We start from the raw sequence: 18040 nt of genomic DNA on the forward strand, positions 1-18040 counted from the left end.
ACTTTTTGATACACCACCCAAAAAACAAATCTCATCTCTTGTAATTTTATGAACTATTGTTAATTATTAAAAGTAGTTTTTAAGGACGTAAATTAAAATTTGAGACAAGCAACTTGTCTTTTATCCCAAAGTTGTTAATATACTCCATTGTATTTTATTGCTGTTTCGGTATCAAACGTCTCATTATTTTGAGGGTTTGGTGTTAATAGGGAAGTTACTAGGAAAAAAGGTATGAGTGCAATTAGCCACGAAGAGCGCGTTCGTCACGAAGGTTTGCGTGAAAAAATCATGTCAGCAGAGCAAGCAGCAACATTTATCTTGCATGATATGAATGTTGGAATGAGCGGTTTCACAGGGGCAGGTTATCCAAAAGCCGTCCCAGCTGCGTTAGCAGAGCGTATAAAAGCGGCGCAAGCTCGCGGCGAAGAATTTAAAATCGGTTTATTAACCGGCGCATCGACCGCTGCAGAATGCGACGGCGTCTTGGCTGAAGCCAATGGTATCAAGATGCGCACGCCTTATCAGTCAGAGCCTGCGCTACGTAAGCAAATCAACGCTGGTGAAACGCATTATTTTGACATGCATTTATCACACGTCGCTCAGCAAAGCACCTTTGGTTTTTATGGTGACATGCACATGGCGGTGGTTGAAGTGGCCGGTATTTTGCCAGATGGTCGCCTGATTCCATCTACCTCTATCGGTACCAATAACGCATGGTTGCACAATGCCGATCAAATTATTTTAGAAGTAAATAGCCGCCAAAGCTTATTGTTAGAAGGTATGCACGATGTTTTTGATGACATTGGTTTGCCGCCGCATCGTAAACCGATTCCGATTACCACACCGGGTGAGCGTATTGGCGAGCCGTACCTAACTTGTGATTTGGATAAAGTCGTCGCCGTGGTCTTAACCGATTCACCGGACCGCAATAGTAAGTTTGCCGATCCTGATGAGTGCTCAACCAAAATTGCCGGCTACATTATCGACTTTTTCCATGAAGAAGTGAAAAAAGGTCGCATGCCAGCCAACTTATTACCGATTCAATCTGGTGTAGGTAACGTTGCCAATGCAGTATTGGCGGGCTTACAAGCCAGTCCGTTTGAAAACTTAACTGGCTATACCGAAGTATTGCAAGACGGTATGTTAGATTTGATTATGTCAGGCAAAATGACCCAAGCGTCGGCAACGGCGATGTCATTAAGCCCAGAGGCATTAGCACGTTTTAATGCCAATATCGAAGAATTACGCAAACGTATTATTTTGCGCCCACAAGAAATCACTAACCATCCTGAAGTATCGCGTCGTCTTGGCGTGCTCGCTATCAATGCGATGATTGAGTGTGACCTTTATGGTAATGTCAACTCAACCCACGTCATGGGTACCAATATGATGAATGGTTTGGGCGGCTCTGGCGACTTTGCGCGTAATGCCTTTACCTCAATGTTTGTCAGCCCGTCAGTTGCTAAAGGCGGCGCTATTTCATGCATCACGCCCATGGTGTCACACGTTGACCATACTGAGCATGATGTGATGATTATCGTCACTGAGCAAGGTCTGGCGGACTTGCGTGGTTTGTCACCACGTCAACGCGCGCAAAAAATCATTGATAACTGTGCACATCCAGACTATCGTCCAATGCTACAAGATTATTATGATCGTGCTGCACAGACGGCTGGCATGCAAACGCCGCATTTGCTCGATGAATCTTTATCTTGGCATCAGCGTTATGTTGAAACCGGCGATATGCGCGTCAAAAAAGGTTTGGCTTTGGCGGTTTAGGTTTCAGTGCTTAACTAAATACTTACTGAAAGGCTTAACGCCAAAATCAGCGCCGTAGCTGATGACACAATGAAAAACACCGCTTGTCTGTTAGTAGATAAGCGGTGTTTCTTTGTCTTTTAGATACAGGTAAATTTAAAAGTAAAGGTTACAAGTATGATTTTTAAATGCTTAACTATGGCTGTTTAAATACTCAATCAATGGCTCAATGCCAGAGTCGGCAACCCCAACGCCTTGGGCGACCAAACGACCGTCTTTATCTAATACAGATATCAGATTAGAGTGGTTAATATCACCATTATCGGCAAATTGATATTTGATATTTAAGGTGTTGGCAAGCATGCGGGTGCTGGCTTCATCGCTACGAATCAGGCGCCAGTTATCACCAAGATTATTATGCTCAGCAAAGTTTTTCATCACTTCGGCCGTATCGCGCTCCGTGTCCAAAGTCGCCAGTAAAAACTCCGTTTGCGCACGTGCTTCAGGCGTCATCTCTTTGTACATCTGTTTCATGGATTGCACCAAGATAGGGCAGGTATGCTGACAGCTGGTATAAGCCATCACCACCACTTGATTTTTACCCTCAAGCTTATCAAGCTCAAAGGTATTGCCACGATGATCTGTCCAGTCGCCGCCTGCTTGATAAATAGAATACTCTTGCCCGAGCGCTTCTGCTGGTTCTTGGGCATTCATATCGGCATGATTCATCTGTTGATGATCCTTACCTTTCATGTCGTGATGATTATCTGTCGCGACTTTAGATTCAGAAGTAGTATCAGCTTGACTGTCTTGCGTCGTCGCCGAGTTAATCGCGTCAGGATTGCTACAGGCGAGTAAGCCAATACAGAGCCCAGTAGTCAAAGCCAGTTTGATAGCATAAGCCAGATGAGACAATGGCTGAGTTACTGTATTTTTTGAACTTGTATTTTGCATAGTTTTTATTGTTTTCATAAGGCAATCCTTAAATACCATTAAATTCAATTGAGCATAAAAAGTAGGGCGCTGTGTTAAAAGGGTGCTAGGTTAAAGTAGAGCGCTATGTTAGGGCAAGTTAATTACTAGCACAGCGAAAACCTAGGCTGCTGACCGTGTATTTGGCTTCTAAGCTTGAGCGAAAACCATAGCGCATAAAGGCTGCATAATCACTTGGGTCGACCGCACCTGCTGCACCCGAGCCACAAAACATTTCTTGGTTTAGATTGCTGTCTGAACGTGATTCGCCAGTGACCAAGCTATTATTAAAATTCTCTGTCCATTCCCAAATCAAACCGTGCATGTCTTTGACGCCCCAATAGTTGGCAGGGCTTTGTCCGACATCGGCAAGCTGGTCTTTGTTGCCAGCAGACTTACCATACCAATTAAGAATGCGCTGGTTGTAACCGGCCTCCAAGCTGCCATTTTTATTGCTAGTAGAAGCTTGTGCGACATATTCCCACTGTTCAACCGTTGGTAAGCGCTTGTTTTGCGCACGGCAATACTGATTGGCGGCATACCATGACACATTGACTACAGGCTTACGGAAATCCGCCTTTTTAGGCACAGAGATATTTTTGGTATTGATCCAGTGCTTTAGATAACCAGAATCGGCAAAAATAGGTGCAATGGCACGTTGGCGAAACTTTGGATTTTCTTTTATAAATTGATAAAACTGTATATTGGTGACGGGTAGCTCATCAATTTTGAATGTATCGACTGCCACCAATGGTGAGTTTTTGCTCAAATATAACGGACGATAAGTGCCGGGCCGAATAGTCAGCTCTTTTGCTTGCGCTTGCGTGCTTATCAACGCAAAGTCGGTTGTCATGCTCAGAGCACTAACGACCAATAACAGTGCGAGCGGGCGAGCGGTTGTATGCACAATATTCCGAGCGTTCATATTTAGAGTGTTGTTTTTTTGAATCTCAATGCTGCGAGTGTTGCTTTTGCGAGTGTTAGTAATGTAAGTCCATAACATAACTAATCTCCTAGTAAACCAAAAAAAGGACGGTGCCAAACGCTTGTTCAATCAGATACTGTATTGAAAATGACTGTTCAATGAGAGTTTTTTCATCGAACAGTCTAATTGCAACCCTATTAACTAGCGTAGCTTTCTAGGTTATTTACGAGCAGCTTTGACCTCTTCTGGCGTCACTTCACCACCTTTATTGCCCCAACTGTTAATAATATAAGTAACGACGTTGGCGATTTTTTCATCATCTAGGGCAACAGCTGGCATGACACTGTCGTACTCCTCGCCGTTGACGGTAATTTTACCCGTCAAGCCATGCAAGATAGCATCGACGGCGCGTTTTGGGTCTTGGTTAAGGTAGTCAGACTTGGCCAATGGTGGGAAGGCTTTTGGTATACCAGCACCATTTAATTGGTGACAAGCCGCGCAGTTACTAGCGTAAACAGACTCACCCATTTTGATTCTTTCTTGCTTGTTGGCAGCGGTCACGACTGGCGCAGGCGCATTGGTTTTACCAAGACTTTGTGCCGCTGAGCCTTCAGGTAAGTAGACGTCTTCACGCACTTTTCCTGAATATATTTTCTTGTCCTCTGCACCTTTGACATCGATGATACCAAGCGCACCTTTGTTAAATGCCCGGAAAATAGAGTGGTCAACCATCACAAGCTCGCCTGGAACATCTACTTTGAACTGGGTAATCGCGGCGCCCCCTGCAGGGATAAGGGTGGTTTGAACATTATGGTTTTCAGCGCTACCGCCTTCCATATTGACCTTGTCAAATATCTCACCAATCACGTGGAATGAGGACACCAAGTTAGGACCACCGTTACCAACGAATAGACGAACCGTTTCACCGACGTTGGCTTTCAATGAGTTTTCACCGGTAAGCGCCCCAACTGAACCGTTAAATAACACGTAATCTGGCTGCTCTTTTACCGCTTTTTCCATATCAAAAGGCTGCAGTCCTTTATCGCCATAGTTACCTTTGGTATAAAAATCGCCCTGCATGACATAAAATTCACGATCAACCTTTGGTAAACCGCCTTCTGGCTCAACCAAAATTAGGCCATACATACCGTTTGCGATGTGCATACCGACGGGCGCTACCGCACAGTGATAGACATACAAGCCTGGTTTTAAGGCTTTAAAGTTAAACTCTGAGGTATAACCAGGAGAGGTAAACGAAGCAGCAGCGCCCCCCCCTGGACCTGTCACCGCATGTAAGTCAATATTGTGCGGCATTTTTGAATCAGGGTGGTTTGATAAATGGAACTCAATTTCATCGCCTTGACGTACGCGAATAAATTGTCCTGGTACCTGACCGTCAAATGTCCAGAAGTTGTACTCAACGCCATCTGCTAGACGCATGGTTTTTTCTACAGTTTCCATTTTTACGATGACTTTTGCCGCATAGTCACGATCGATGGGTGGTGGTACTTCAGGCGCATGGGTGATAACCGCATCAATCACTGGTAGCTCGCCATTTTTGGTGGTTGGCGCTTTGCTGTCTTTTGTGGTTTGAGTGGTTTCCACGCTGGTTGCTGTGGCCTTATCAGGGGTTGATTTATCACAACCGACCATTCCTACCGTACCAAGAGCAAGAAGACAAGCTAATGCAAGTTTAGAATAGCTGAGGGCTTGAGGCTGAGAGGTTGCAGAGTTAAAAAGACGCATAAGGCTCTCCAAAAATTAAAAATAAGTGGCTCATTTAACAAAGCTCGATTTTTATCGCTTCCATCATCCTATTATTAATTGTGAAGAAAAGCAAAAAACACTATTAAAATAATAAGATTAAACAACAAAACTATAAAATGTTGAGCTAATAAATTGGCTTCCATAAGATGTATTTTAAATGAATGTTTACAAATAAGCGAATCATTTGCGCAATATTCGTTCACGATTTTTATACTGATGAGTTATAAATTTAGTTAGGTGTTTTTGCCATTTGGTGCACTAGAAAAGAGAGGAGTAAAAACTTTAAGAATTAAGATTTAAACGCTGAGATAAGCATTTTAGGATTTGAAAATTCTGCTCCAAATTAGTGAAGCTAAGTGGTTATTGAACTTAGCTATTATATTAAGTTGGGTTAGTATTGTAAGAGTGGCAGACAGTTTATATTCAACGCGGATCGGAATTTTTGTCATTATTGCTATTTTTTCGATAAGACAAGCGCCGTTTTATGAGTAAACCGATAATAACAACCACGATTGATATACCAATAGCTTTAGAATAGGGGGCTAACACGCCTGCGACAGCGTCATAGTTTTGACCCAAGTAATACCCGGCTAGCGCCAATATCGCGGTCCAAATGCTGGCGCCTAAAGCGGTTAGCGCCAAAAACGGTAATAACGACATTTTATTCATACCGGCAGGGATGGAAATTAGCGAACGCACGCCCGGCACCATACGCCCAAAAAACACTGCCATTTTGCCATGTTTGTCAAACCATGCATTGGCATCGGTAATGTCAGTAGGTTTTATAAACACGTATTTGCCGTACTTTTCAGTGAACTCGACCAAGCGCGGCTCATCGAATTTATGACCCAAATAGTATAAGGGTAGCGCACCCAGTACCGCGCCAAGCGTCCCAGTTAGAATGACCAAGACAATGCTCATATCGCCTTTAGAAGCGGCGAAGCCAGCAGCGGGCATGATAACCTCAGATGGAATAGGCGGGAAAACGTTTTCAGCAAACATGGCAAATATAATGCCAAAGTAGCCAAACTTTGCCATGATGCCGAGTACCCATTCACTCATTTGATCCATAGAATTCCTAAATAACTGACAAATTGATGGCTGTCAGTTTATAACAGCCATCAGCTGATAAAAACTATCGACTGGTAAAGGTAATGGTTTTAGTGCCGTTTGTAGACGGCTGGCTAATCGTTACTTTACTATCCAGAATATCACCGCGCGCATTGATTTTATAGCATTCTGACGAGCTGCCGTTAGGATCGTTACTGAGTAGTAAGTTAGCCGAGGTTTCTATGCAAAACCACGCGGTATTATTGGTATCTCTGCTCAAAGACCAATCTTGATTGTAAGTACCTATTTTTTTGCGCATGCTTCTATCGGCATAGACATCTTCAGTAATCAATTTACTTGATGAGCCAACCGTTGCCATTTTGGGAATGGTTGTGGTCTGATTCGAGATCGAGTATTTACCTGAGCTGTCAGTGAAACCATGGAATACCAATGGATTAAGGGTAAAGTAATTAATGGCGACTGATTGATCAGTGACTTGATTGTTGACTTTATTAATAGTATTTACTTCAGCGCCTTGGACTTGTTTATTGTTAAATACCATGCTGCCTTTGGGCGTGACTTTGATGTCAGCAGAGGCGGTTTGATTGCCAACGTTTGCCACCAAGCTTTGACTGCGGGCTTTGGTGTAAATATTGAGCATGGCTGCTTCGACGGGATATTGAGTGACAATATTATTTGAATTGCCCGGCGTACTGCCACCGCTCATACCACCTGCACAAGCGCTTAAGCCCACCGATACCGCGACAAGTAATCCTAATTTTTTCATGGTGTATTCCCTCGATTTATTTGAGTTTTTTTATTTAAATAATTATTACCTGCCTACTATAATCGAATTTTTAAGCGCTGACAGCTGCCGTGTATCCTTGTACCTGCTATCCTTACATCATTATAACAACCGATGATTTTGTAGAAATTTATTAAATAAACGCGTGGTAAAAATTCCTAGCCAATTAAAATAGGATAAATCGCTGTTTTTTCTGCTCATACCTCTTTAGTCTGTTATCATTTCGTCCTGTAAAAACGCTAGTTTTACTCTATAAGTACCAATTATAAGCATCATTCGTTAGGACGTTAAAATGATCGTCAAGCAAAAGCCAAGCGCCATCAAACTGCTTTTTACCTTGCGTGGCTCCATTCTGCCCAAGGTCTATCCGCAGATTTTGCTCATTAGCTTAATTAGTGCCTTTATTACCAATATTCAGCACGGATTTCCCAGCTCTTTTTCTTCTTATAGCGTCGCGCCGTTTACCTTGCTTGGTATTGCTTTATCGCTGTTTCTAGGTTTTCGCAATAACGCCAGTTATCAGCGCTGGTGGGAAGCTCGAGGACTATGGGGGCAATTGGTCTATGATACGCGCAGCTTTACTCGTCAAGTGCTGTCTTATATAGATGATGAGAGTGAGAAAGGGCACGATAGCCAGCGCCGATTGGTATATTTAAGCATCGCTTTTACTCATGCGCTGCGTCATCGATTGCGTGACAGTGCGCCTTGGCAAGATGTGGAGCGTTTTGTTGAGCCCGTTTATCATGCCAGCATGCAACAGGCGCAAAATTTACCGGATTATCTGCTGCGTCTGCTTGGTAAGGAGCTTGGCTATTGTCGGCAGCAGCGCTTGACGTCAGATCTTATGCTGCAAAATATGGACGAGCGCATCAATTCGATGACGGTGGTATTATCCGCCTGTGAGCGTATTCATAGCACGCCATTGCCGTTTGCTTATACGTTACTGGTGCATCGCACGACGTATTTGTACTGCTTTATGCTGCCTTTTGGTCTGGTTTCTTCTTTAGGCTGGGTGACGCCTTTGATTTGCGGCGTTATTGCTTATACCTTTTTTGGTTTGGATGCGCTCAGTGAAGAGTTGGAAGAGCCTTTTGGGCTGGCTGCCAACCAATTACCGCTGACCGCTTTATCCAGGAATATCGAGATTAATTTGCTAGAAGCCTTGGGTGAAACCGAGTTGCCGCCAAACATCATGGCTAAAAACGGCTATTTGCAATAATCTTTTTATCATAAAATGAGTATGGCAACAAAATTTACGCTATTAACATTTATGGCATAAAAAAGACCACTCTAGTTCTTTATAGTACCTAAAAGTGTGTAATTTTGATAATAACCTCCTGTAAAGGGGGTTATTTTTTGCTTGAAATGTAGGAGTACTTATAGTATATTGTGTGTAATATGTGTAAGGAATCGAGATGATAGCGACCAAAGTTACTGCAAAAATAGTCGAGGACAGTAGTGGCATCGCCACAGAAATACCTGTCATTTTGACTGATGAAGGCGTGCTGGAATCAGTAGCCGACTATGTGCTGAGTTTGCATGTGAACGGTACTTCTCAATCGACTATTTCCAAGCACATTCGATCTATTATCTTGCTGATCGAATTCATGGACGCCAACAAGTCCATGTTCAACGATCCCGAAGATTTATTCAGAGTGTTCGTCCGTCGATTATATAGCGGAACAGTTGGCGATGACGGACTTGATCCGTCAGGTCTGTACTGGATTCCAGCAACGACAAGCACCATTTCCCGACATATATCGCATCTCACTAGCTTCACTCAGTGGATGAGTGATCAGGGACTGGGCAAAGAGCTTAACGCGCTCAGAACTGCCACCAAGCATGAAGAGCGCATTCAGTATGCCGCGTGGTTCCGCAAAAATAGAAATGACTTCTTAGGACACATCAAGGACAAGTCGTTCAACACCACGGTCAAAAGGGCGCGCTCCATCAAAGGAAGAACGCCCCTCGCCAAGACGGAAGATGATGCTATCGCCTTTCCAGCAAAGCATTTCGAGAACTTTTACCTGAATGGTGTCGGTGGCGCTAGCGATCCTCGTGTTGCTCTGCGTGACAAGCTTATCCTGTTACTGATGCAAGGCGCTGGATTCAGGGCCAGTGAGGCTCTGTTGCTGTGGGTGACTGACGTTTTTGAAGATCCACATGACAATGATGCGGTGATTGTCCGAATCTACAACGAGATCGATGGTAAGGCTCCTGATAACTGGAAATCACGCAAAGGCGTGAGTACGCGCAAAGCCTATTTGCAGGAAAAATACGGAAGAATCCCACGACAAGAGATGCTAGGCACTCAGCGCCTTGGGTGGAAGTCGAGAATGGTAGACCACAAGGATAGTTACCTAGAAGGTTACTTTTTCCCTAACGAATACCGCTATGTGTTCATGAAACTGTGGCGTGAATATCTGGTTTACCGAGCCGCTGTACCCTGCAATCACCCGTATGCATTTATCAGCTTCGATTCGCGCTACTTGGGTAATCCATACACCCAGAATGCCTTTAACCAGAGCTATGCAGCGGGTCTGAGACGAATCGGCTTAGAGCCCAATAAAGCAGAGGGTCTTGACCCTCACGGACATCGACATCGCTTTGGTCGTGAACTGACTAGCGCAGGGGTTGATCCGCTGGTTATCAAAAAGTGCCTGCATCATAAAAGCCTAGCGTCTCAAGACCCGTATACGATGCCGTCCAGTCAGCAAGTTTCGAATGCCCTTTCCAACGCTTCTGATCAGCTCAAGCTGGAATCGGACACGCCAAAACTGGCTAACTCATTTGACTGGAAAACACTGGCAGAACATGGCTTTGAAGATATAGACCCCGATGGGTATTTCACGGGCAAGAATCCACGATTAGGGAAGAAGTAACGATGGTTAAGAAATCAAAAGCGAAAGGTTATAGCACCGATCTAACGCTGAACTGGATCACTGAAGATTTAGGGCCAGACTGGCTACAGTGGCAGCAGTATGGGACTGAATGGCTTGCTCAAGAACAGGCAGGTATTGGTCATAAACTCAAAGGTATCAGACACTTCTTAAACTATCTTGCGACCCACGCTCCGTATGCGGTTGATGTCGTCTCCATGTTTCAAGGACACCCTCAGGGGCACAAGGTCTCAAGCGAAGAGTTTAATAACTACCTCAAATCCAAAGGGGTAAATTCAGATAATCACATGTATGTTACTTACACTGTTGAGTTGTCGGATTACATTCTAAAGACACATTTGTGCGCCGAAGCTGATAATGGAACTTCTATTCCTCTGTATCAGAACCCTTTTGATAGAATTGCCAGCTCGCGCTCAAATACTGAAACCGTCCACAGCCCACTACCTTACCGTTACATCCAGCAGTTACGCCAGATTGTCTGTCCTTATCCTCCCGAATCCAATACTCAGAAGCCGTGGATAGGTCGTCATTTCAGCGATTGGCACTGGTCAATTGAACACCTTCAAAGTGGAAATCTTGCGTGGATGGAGGTTTCGCCTGAGGTGATTGACCCTGACGATCCAGACTGTATCTCCCGCACTCGAACTGTTTCACGCAAAGTCGGTAAAAACTATGAACCGATAGAGATTCACGAAATCTGGTCGCCTGTTATGGCGATGTTTATGTTTACCAAACTTCACCTGCCGCTGCGCTCGTTTCAGGTGCGTTTTCTGGACTCTGGTGAAGGCGATACGTGGCGTTACGAACAGGGTCAGTGGGTGGAAAACACCAAGCACGCGTTTAAGTACGGCACCGCTAAACGCCCTTATCAGAAAGGTGTGTTCAAGCGTATTTTCGACTCGATGAGCGAGAGCTATTCAACGGGTCTGTACATCTCCACAAACAAAACAGCCGACCAGAATAAAGATGAAATCCAACGCGGCTACACCGTCCCGTGGGAGCACGAAGAACTGCTGTATTGGCTGGAAAAACTTCGTAATTGGCAAGAGAAGTACAATCCAATAGATCGTCTAGCCAAAGGCACAGAGCTTAAGCGTAAACACTTCGGAAACACTAAATCCGAAGCGCAAAAAAAGGCAATAGGAGAGTTTGCATTCTTGTTCCGTGCACCAAACTCTCAGTTTTGCATTAGCGCTAACGAAATATCGAACCCTTGGTATCGCCTCTTATCTAAACTTGAAGATGATGTGTTTGCCAGCGGCCAAACGATGACGAACGGTGAACGCCTGCGCTTCGTTAAGGATTACGGTGAGGATTACGCTGGTAACGAATCTGCAAAAGTAGCGACAGAATACCCGCTACACAGCTTGAGGGTATCGCTGATCACTTGCTACGCCATGGATACTGATCTTCCTCTGCCTGTTATATCTAAACTTTTAGCAGGGCATACGCGCCTGCTGATGACGATCTACTACAACAAGATCACGCCTTCAGTCATGGCTGAAACGATGAAAGAAGCCAACGCAAGGCTCATCGAAAAAGGCGAGTCGTCGCTCAAGAATTTTCTGGTCGATGCTGAGATGAATCAGATCGAACTACGTGCCGCTTATCATTCGGATGACCACAACTCGGTAGAGGCTGTTCTTGCCAACCGTAATCCTATCGGTTGGGAAGAGCGTGCAACGGGACTCTGTTTGGTCGGCGGTAATACTGTGCGTTCCGATGAGCTTTCAATCGTGGGCGGCTGCTGGAATGGTGGCCCAATAATCAGAGATGGGGCCTCTAAAGATGCTCGCGTTTATGGCGCTGTACCCCATGGCCCTGAAAACTGCCCGCGTTGCCGTTGGTTTATTACCGATGCAAGCTACCTGCCTGCGCTCAACTCACACTTCAACCAGATCAGCTACAAAGCGCATCAGGCGGCAAAACTGGCGACTGAGCTTGAGGGCGATCTGGAGGCGCTTAAAGACGAGCTGTATATGGCTGAAGAGCAGGGTCACCCCTTCCTCAAACTTGAGCAACTGCAAGCCCTTGAGCGCCGATACGAAAAGCAGCGAGTTGAGGCTGACGAATACGTCAAAGACTACATTGCGACCTTCAATCTGATTAACCGCGTCATCCAGATTGAGAACCAGCGTGAGGATGACGATGACGGGCAGAAGCTGATTGCGGTGGGCTCTGGTGAGGATCTTAGTGTAAGCATGAAGTTCATCGAAACTGAGTCTGAACTGCTGCATTTGTCGCTACTGTGTGACGATGCTGAGTTCTATCCCGACTTGCACGATGACCTGCGTAAAACCCCTGCGATTGCTAAGCGTACCAACGCTCTAAGCCGCATGATGGCACGCTCTGGCTACCAACCTGTTTTCCTTGAAATGGATGAACAGGCTCAGCTTATTGCAGGTAATGCGATCATGCGAAAAATGGCGATGATTGCCAACCCTGATGACAAGCTTGAAGGGTATCGAATCGCATCAGATTACATTGAGGCTCAGAAATATCTGACCGATGCACGCTTGCTGGAATCAGGCTTTGAGGAGCTACGTAACATCACGCCGCTGACCCTAGCGAGTGATAACGCCAAGCGCATTTCACTGGTGGAGGTGACCGATGCAGATTGATATAGACGTTGTCTTGGAGACGTTGAAGGCTGGCAAAACTGCTAAAACGCAATCTTCGCTGGATAAGCTCAACGAAACGCTCAAAGCCTATTTTGAGGAGGGTAAGCGTGACTTTTCGATCACGACAATTGGACGTGTTTCAGAGGAAGCAAACGGCGTTGGTTATCCGTCAATTCGCGCAACAGCTAACAAGCATTACCGCGACTTGATTGAGGCTTGGGCAGCGAAGGCGCAGACCACAACCAAGAAGCCGCCTTCAGTGGCTGCTCGCAAATCGGGGCAGGATTATGAGTTGCTGGAACGCATCGATGACACGGCAGTACGTGCCTTGTTTGGTCAGATAATCCGTGAGCGTGATCGCTACAAGAGCGAAGTGAATATGCTCAAAAATCAGACGCAGATCGTGATTGATAAGCGCCCAGCAACGTACACCGCGCCCCAATCTGAAGCCACGGTTGAACTGCTACCGTCCCTGAAAGGCATCTGCTCAGAGAACGAGATCAAAGCCTTTCAATCGGTCTGCACCGAAGAATGGCTAGAAGCGCTGGATTTCAAGGCTACCGCCCATGGACAGGTGAAGGATGAGTACGGTCAGGAAATCCTACCTCGCGGCTTTCTGACAGGTCTAAAGAAACTCCTAGGTGAGATCGATGAGTAACGGAGTTCAGAAGGGCAAAGACAATGCTCTGGCTGTCCAGCAGTGGATTGCCGAGCGCGATGCGACAGGCGACTACGGAGAGTATGAGCGCCGTGGAATTATCAATCGTTCGGCATTGTTCGATGAGCTGGGCATACCTCGCTCATCAATGGGTTCGAACGACCAAATTCGCCAGATGATTGAGGCGGCAGATGTCCGCTGGTTCGGTGAAAAAGAGGCTGACACGAAGGCTCACAAAGCGGCTCGTGAGCGCTCTGAAAAACGGGTTGCATCAACCAGTGCCGAAGTCAGTAAGCTGATGGATCAAATCGTTAAACTCAAGGCTGAAAATGCCCAGCTAAAGCGCGAGAACGAAAAGTATGCAGCGATGAAAGAGGTGCTGCTGGAAACAGGTTATCAGCCACGATGATGAGGGTTCAAATCGCTAAGATACGCGGCTCAGGAGTTCGTACAGCGTGGGAGATTGCTGATGATGGATCGATCATCAGACGCATGACTACGTTGTGTTTGTTATTTCCTGAGAAGTACAGGGATGCCGCTGAGGTGGGCACAGTCTGGAACGTCGCGGGCGGTACGAGGAATCATACGTTCAAAGCGGGCAATCAGGACATTACTGAGCGCTACATGAAGGTCAAAGAGGCTGAGTTCCTTCGTCCATCAGGCGAACTGTTGGCGAGATGGATTGCTGCGAACATCGAGGGGGTCGGCGAAGTAAAAGCAAAGCGCTTGGTGCGCCAATATCCCGACCTTGATAGTAGAGTCCGTCAGAAGGACGTTGAGGCGCTTACAAGCGTTGCAGGCGTATCAACCCAATCAGCACACGCAATCATTGAGAAATGGCCGTCAGAGCGATTCTACGCGGCGCTAGAGTGGCTGCAAGGGTCAAAGCTCCCGCTCTCACTCGCTCAGACTCTTGCGAGAGTCTATGACGATCCCGTGAAAACGATCAGTGATGACCCCCTGATTCTCACTGCGTTTGGCGTGTCTTTTGATGATACGCTCAAGCTGATCAAAAGCATGAAGCTGGATGTCCCCGACAGTCGTATCAAATCGGCGATAGCAGAGCAGATCGCCACCGAACACTGTTTCTCAACGGGCTCGACGGTCATACCTGAAGATAAACTTGAAGAGCGTTCAAAGTCCCTGTGTAAAGGTCTCGAACTTGATTCAAACGGTGTAACTGATGCAGCGATAAAACACGGTTCGCTCCTCAAGGTTGAGGGTGGTTTTCAGAGCCTCGGTGCCGCGATTCAGGAGCGTACCGTTGGACGCTTCTTGGTTAAGTGTCAGCAACGTTCGAAAGGTTCGGGCTCATTGCTCGCTGAGTGGGAGAAAGACCTCACAAACGACAAGATTGAGGCGGCACTCAAATCATTTGAAAGCTCGCTGCCCTTCGCAATGACTGCCGAACAACGTGAGGCTGTTATTGGGGCTGTAAAGTCTTCTGTATCTATCATTTCAGGCGGTGCTGGAACAGGTAAAACGACCATTCTTCTGGCGATGTTGGCTGTTTACGAGAAGCTGTCATCTGGCATGGCGATTCATCAACTGGCACTGTCAGGTCGAGCTGCACAGCGAATGGCGGAAAGCACTGGCCGACCCGCGCAGACGATTGCCAAGTTTATATCCGACCACCTTGGTGAGAAGAAGCCTGATGTAGAGGAACATCTCCTCCTTGTAGTCGATGAAGCCTCTATGGTTGACCTTGTGTCGGCTTATAAAGTTGTTGGGCTGCTACCTTACGCAACGCGTGTCGTCTTGGTTGGTGATGTATCACAACTTCCTCCTGTTGGCGGCGGTCTTATTTTCCACGCAGCGATGAATAGCGCCCTACCTGTGTTCGAACTGACGCAGGTTAAGCGTCAGGGCGAGCAAAGTGGCATCCATCAACTGGCGACTTCAATCCGAAATGGAGAGCTGGATGCGAAACTGCTCAACAGCTCAACTGGTGATACCCGATACCTGCCAGAATCCACACATGAAACCCTCGTGGCAGAGTACAAGAAAACCAAATCAGCCGCAGATTGCATTGTCCTGACACCTACCCGCAAAGGGCCATTGGGAGTTGAAGAGATCAACAAGCTTATACAGGCACAATATGATGAGTATGCGCCTGATGAGCTTCACCACAAGCACCTTTGGCTAGAGTGGATTCCATGGATTACTCGAAGTGGTGCAAAGCTCCGATTGGGTGACCGTATTATGGTCACACGAAACGACTACGAGGCCGATATACGCAACGGCGATCTGGGTGAAATCGTTGAGGTCTATGATAGCCCTCAAGATGGGGCGTATGGGCTTATGAATATTGATGGGAATCTCATCGATATAACTGACGACACCATCGAAAATATCGATCTTGGTTACGCTATTACGATCCACAAATCGCAAGGGTCTCAGTGGCCTAAGTGCATACTCATGCTGCCAAGCTACGCCTCAAGAATGACTGACCAATCATTGCTATATACGGCGGTTACTCGCCCATCCAGTGAGTTAGTGATGATGGGAGATTCAAGCCTGATTCAAAGCGCTATCGACATGGGGAACTCAGCCTCCAAACGAATCACTAACATAGCGCCATTCCTTTGCCCCGACAGGTCAGCCGTTCGCTGACCTGATTAGCGACACTATGAACGTGTTTAGTACTGAGGTCTCAACAGAGCGGAACCTCGACCACTGGGCGGTTCAATCCTGACTAGCCCAGCTTCCACGAAACCCGATGCAGCCGCTAGCCTTCTTCGCGGCTCCCGAAGTTGATGCCGCCTCTGAACCCGACACGCGCCCTGATTACCGCTTTTGCTTTTTACACACTTTATTACACACTGTGTAAAAATAAAAAAGCCCCAAGAACTCAGTATTCAAGGGGCTTTCAGTCAGTCAGTCAGAGAATTACATAGAATTTACTATATACTTCTCTAGCGGTCTTTTTTATTTCACCTTGTCATAATGATTATTAAATGCCGTTTAAAAAACTTAGCAGCGTTTGTTGTTGCGTGGCAGGTAATTGTCTAAAACGTGTCTTAGTACTTTCTGCTTCACCGCCATGCCAAAGTATCGCTTCTGTCAAGCTGCTGGCGCGACCATCATGCAAAAACCGTGCTTCTGGGTCACGTGCGACAATACCGATGCCCCATAATGGCGGTGTACGCCACTCATAGCTTTCGGCATTTTTTTCTTTAACGCCGTCATCTAAACCTTTGCCCATATCATGCAGCAATAAATCGGTATAAGGATAAATAGTTTGCTGGGCGAGCAGCGGAAAGCGCCCGCTAGCGCCCGTTTTTTGTTTTGGCGTATGACAGCTCGCGCAGCCCACTTGGGTAAAGAGCTGCGCGCCTTTATTAAAGGTCGATAAATCAGCCACTCGGCGCTCAGGTACTGCCAAGGCAGTCATAAAATCGGTCACCGCATCCAAGCTGCTGTCTGAAACCTCAGGCGTGCCGCCATTGGGCGCTGTCCAACAAATCGGCTGATTGACCGTACAGTTGGGATCCATAAATACGGAAGTGGTCAAACCCATATCTTGCGACATGGCATTGGCGTTTTGGGTGCGTAGGCTTGAGTTAATCGCCTTCCAGCCAAAGCGGCCAATGCGCTGCTGTTTGCCATCCTGTACCCAATGTACGCGCCCACTGATGCCGTCTTTATTGTTATCATCGGGGTCAGCTGCTGCAATGATATTCGTCTCAGGGATTAAGTCGAGCAAGCCCATGCCGACCAATTGCGGTGAGATACGCCCGCTGATAGCGGTATCTCCCAGCGGCTGATTGGGGTCGGTTGCGCTAAAGTCAAACTGCACACCGGCAGGCTGATTGCCATTACTGGATGTAATGGCGTAGCGCATTTTACCTTCGGGCGTGATGCTGGCATCGATACTTTGATGTTGCATTTGCTCGCCGTAATAAGTGTGCGCAAGCCCTTGTTTATTGCCGAGCCTAAATAATATGGCGTCACTTAGCTCGCCATCTGCCGCATAAATAGGTTTGCGTCCTTCAGCACTATGGCACTGGGTACAGGCATTGGCGTTAAATAAAGGGCCAACGCCATCAAAGAGCACGCGACCTTGATTGGCTGGCGTCCATTCGGTGATAAAGAGCTCGCGACCTGGCGATACGCCGCCCAAGGCACTGCTTGGCAGATTGGGCATAATTTGTAAAAATGGCCTTGAGATATCGGCAGCGATGGTCGCGTTGCCACCGGCTGGTAGCCAATTGATATCAGTTTCAGGATTGTTTGGGCTGTCTGGGTTTTCAGGTATAGTTGGCGGCGTAGGCTGGCTAGGTAAATTCGGGGTGTTAGAGCTGTCATTGTTTGAGTTATCGGAACCGTCCGAGCCGCCACAAGCGCTTAGTAGTAAAGTTACCGTTAGACAAAATAGCGCACGGCGTATGACAGGGAATAAAAGAGTAGAGAGAGGATTTGAAAGGTTTGGTGAGCAGTGATTTGGTGAATGAGGCAGTAGAGACATGGTAAGACCTAAAATGGCTAAAAATATCATTTATTAAATTATGAAAAAAAATACCAAAGATGAGTAAGCAGAAATTAACAAAACCATAATTTAACAAGGGCAACATGAATTTGGCT

Annotated in this window: 13 protein-coding genes; 7 read left to right on the plus strand and 6 right to left on the minus strand. The window is 46.5% G+C overall.

What is annotated here, in order from left to right:
- Positions 1 to 231 precede the first annotated feature (231 nt).
- On the plus strand, positions 232 to 1779 hold the full coding sequence (locus B3R91_RS05125) for an acetyl-CoA hydrolase/transferase family protein (RefSeq protein ID WP_102076275.1): 1548 nt from the start codon (positions 232 to 234) through the stop codon (positions 1777 to 1779).
- A gap of 171 nt (positions 1780 to 1950) precedes the next feature.
- On the opposite strand, the gene B3R91_RS05130 is transcribed toward B3R91_RS05125, so the two are convergent.
- From B3R91_RS05130 to B3R91_RS05150, 5 genes are all read right to left on the minus strand, one after another.
- On the minus strand, positions 1951 to 2730 hold the full coding sequence (locus B3R91_RS05130) for an SCO family protein (protein WP_180952485.1): 780 nt from the start codon (positions 2728 to 2730) through the stop codon (positions 1951 to 1953).
- Positions 2731 to 2830: 100 nt separating this feature from the next.
- Positions 2831 to 3733: a formylglycine-generating enzyme family protein gene (locus tag B3R91_RS05135; protein WP_228706498.1), complete on the minus strand. Its 903-nt coding sequence runs from the start codon at positions 3731 to 3733 to the stop codon at positions 2831 to 2833.
- Between the two features lie 141 nt (positions 3734 to 3874).
- Positions 3875 to 5401: a copper-containing nitrite reductase gene (gene nirK, locus B3R91_RS05140; RefSeq protein ID WP_225211684.1), complete on the minus strand. Its 1527-nt coding sequence runs from the start codon at positions 5399 to 5401 to the stop codon at positions 3875 to 3877.
- A gap of 444 nt (positions 5402 to 5845) precedes the next feature.
- Positions 5846 to 6493, minus strand: a complete 648-nt coding sequence (locus B3R91_RS05145) for a DedA family protein (RefSeq protein WP_191691916.1) — start codon at positions 6491 to 6493, stop codon at positions 5846 to 5848.
- Between the two features lie 64 nt (positions 6494 to 6557).
- On the minus strand, positions 6558 to 7259 hold the full coding sequence (locus tag B3R91_RS05150; RefSeq protein ID WP_191691915.1) for a hypothetical protein: 702 nt from the start codon (positions 7257 to 7259) through the stop codon (positions 6558 to 6560).
- A 310-nt stretch (positions 7260 to 7569) separates the two neighbouring features.
- Here B3R91_RS05150 and B3R91_RS05155 point away from each other — a divergent pair, with 310 nt between their 5' ends.
- From B3R91_RS05155 to B3R91_RS05180, 6 genes are all read left to right on the plus strand, one after another.
- Positions 7570 to 8496, plus strand: coding sequence for a bestrophin family protein (locus B3R91_RS05155; RefSeq protein WP_286796733.1), 927 nt, complete (start codon positions 7570 to 7572; stop codon positions 8494 to 8496).
- A 196-nt stretch (positions 8497 to 8692) separates the two neighbouring features.
- On the plus strand, positions 8693 to 10159 hold the full coding sequence (gene gmtY, locus B3R91_RS05160; RefSeq protein ID WP_180112503.1) for a gamma-mobile-trio recombinase GmtY: 1467 nt from the start codon (positions 8693 to 8695) through the stop codon (positions 10157 to 10159).
- A gap of 2 nt (positions 10160 to 10161) precedes the next feature.
- Positions 10162 to 12798: a gamma-mobile-trio integrase GmtZ gene (gmtZ, locus tag B3R91_RS05165; protein ID WP_286796734.1), complete on the plus strand. Its 2637-nt coding sequence runs from the start codon at positions 10162 to 10164 to the stop codon at positions 12796 to 12798.
- The gene (gene gmtX / locus B3R91_RS05170) at positions 12788 to 13456 is read left to right on the plus strand and encodes a gamma-mobile-trio protein GmtX (RefSeq protein ID WP_192991769.1); all 669 of its coding nucleotides are present in this window, start codon (positions 12788 to 12790) and stop codon (positions 13454 to 13456) included. The genes gmtZ and gmtX overlap by 11 nt, the downstream gene beginning before the upstream one ends.
- Positions 13449 to 13865, plus strand: a complete 417-nt coding sequence (locus B3R91_RS05175) for a hypothetical protein (RefSeq protein ID WP_192991768.1) — start codon at positions 13449 to 13451, stop codon at positions 13863 to 13865. The genes gmtX and B3R91_RS05175 overlap by 8 nt, the downstream gene beginning before the upstream one ends.
- Entirely contained in the window at positions 13862 to 16069 is a 2208-nt protein-coding gene (locus B3R91_RS05180) for an AAA family ATPase (RefSeq protein ID WP_286796735.1), read from the plus strand. The genes B3R91_RS05175 and B3R91_RS05180 overlap by 4 nt, the downstream gene beginning before the upstream one ends.
- A 340-nt stretch (positions 16070 to 16409) precedes the next feature.
- Here B3R91_RS05180 and B3R91_RS05185 read toward each other — a convergent pair whose 3' ends face one another.
- Positions 16410 to 17924 carry a di-heme oxidoredictase family protein gene (locus B3R91_RS05185; protein WP_286796736.1) on the minus strand — a complete coding sequence of 505 codons (1515 nt, stop codon included), beginning with the start codon at positions 17922 to 17924 and terminating at the stop codon, positions 16410 to 16412.
- Between the last annotated feature and the right edge of the window lie 116 nt (positions 17925 to 18040).

Source organism: Psychrobacter sp. UBA6291 (genome assembly GCF_002439405.1).
In the GTDB taxonomy this organism is placed as follows: domain Bacteria; phylum Pseudomonadota; class Gammaproteobacteria; order Pseudomonadales; family Moraxellaceae; genus Psychrobacter; species Psychrobacter faecalis.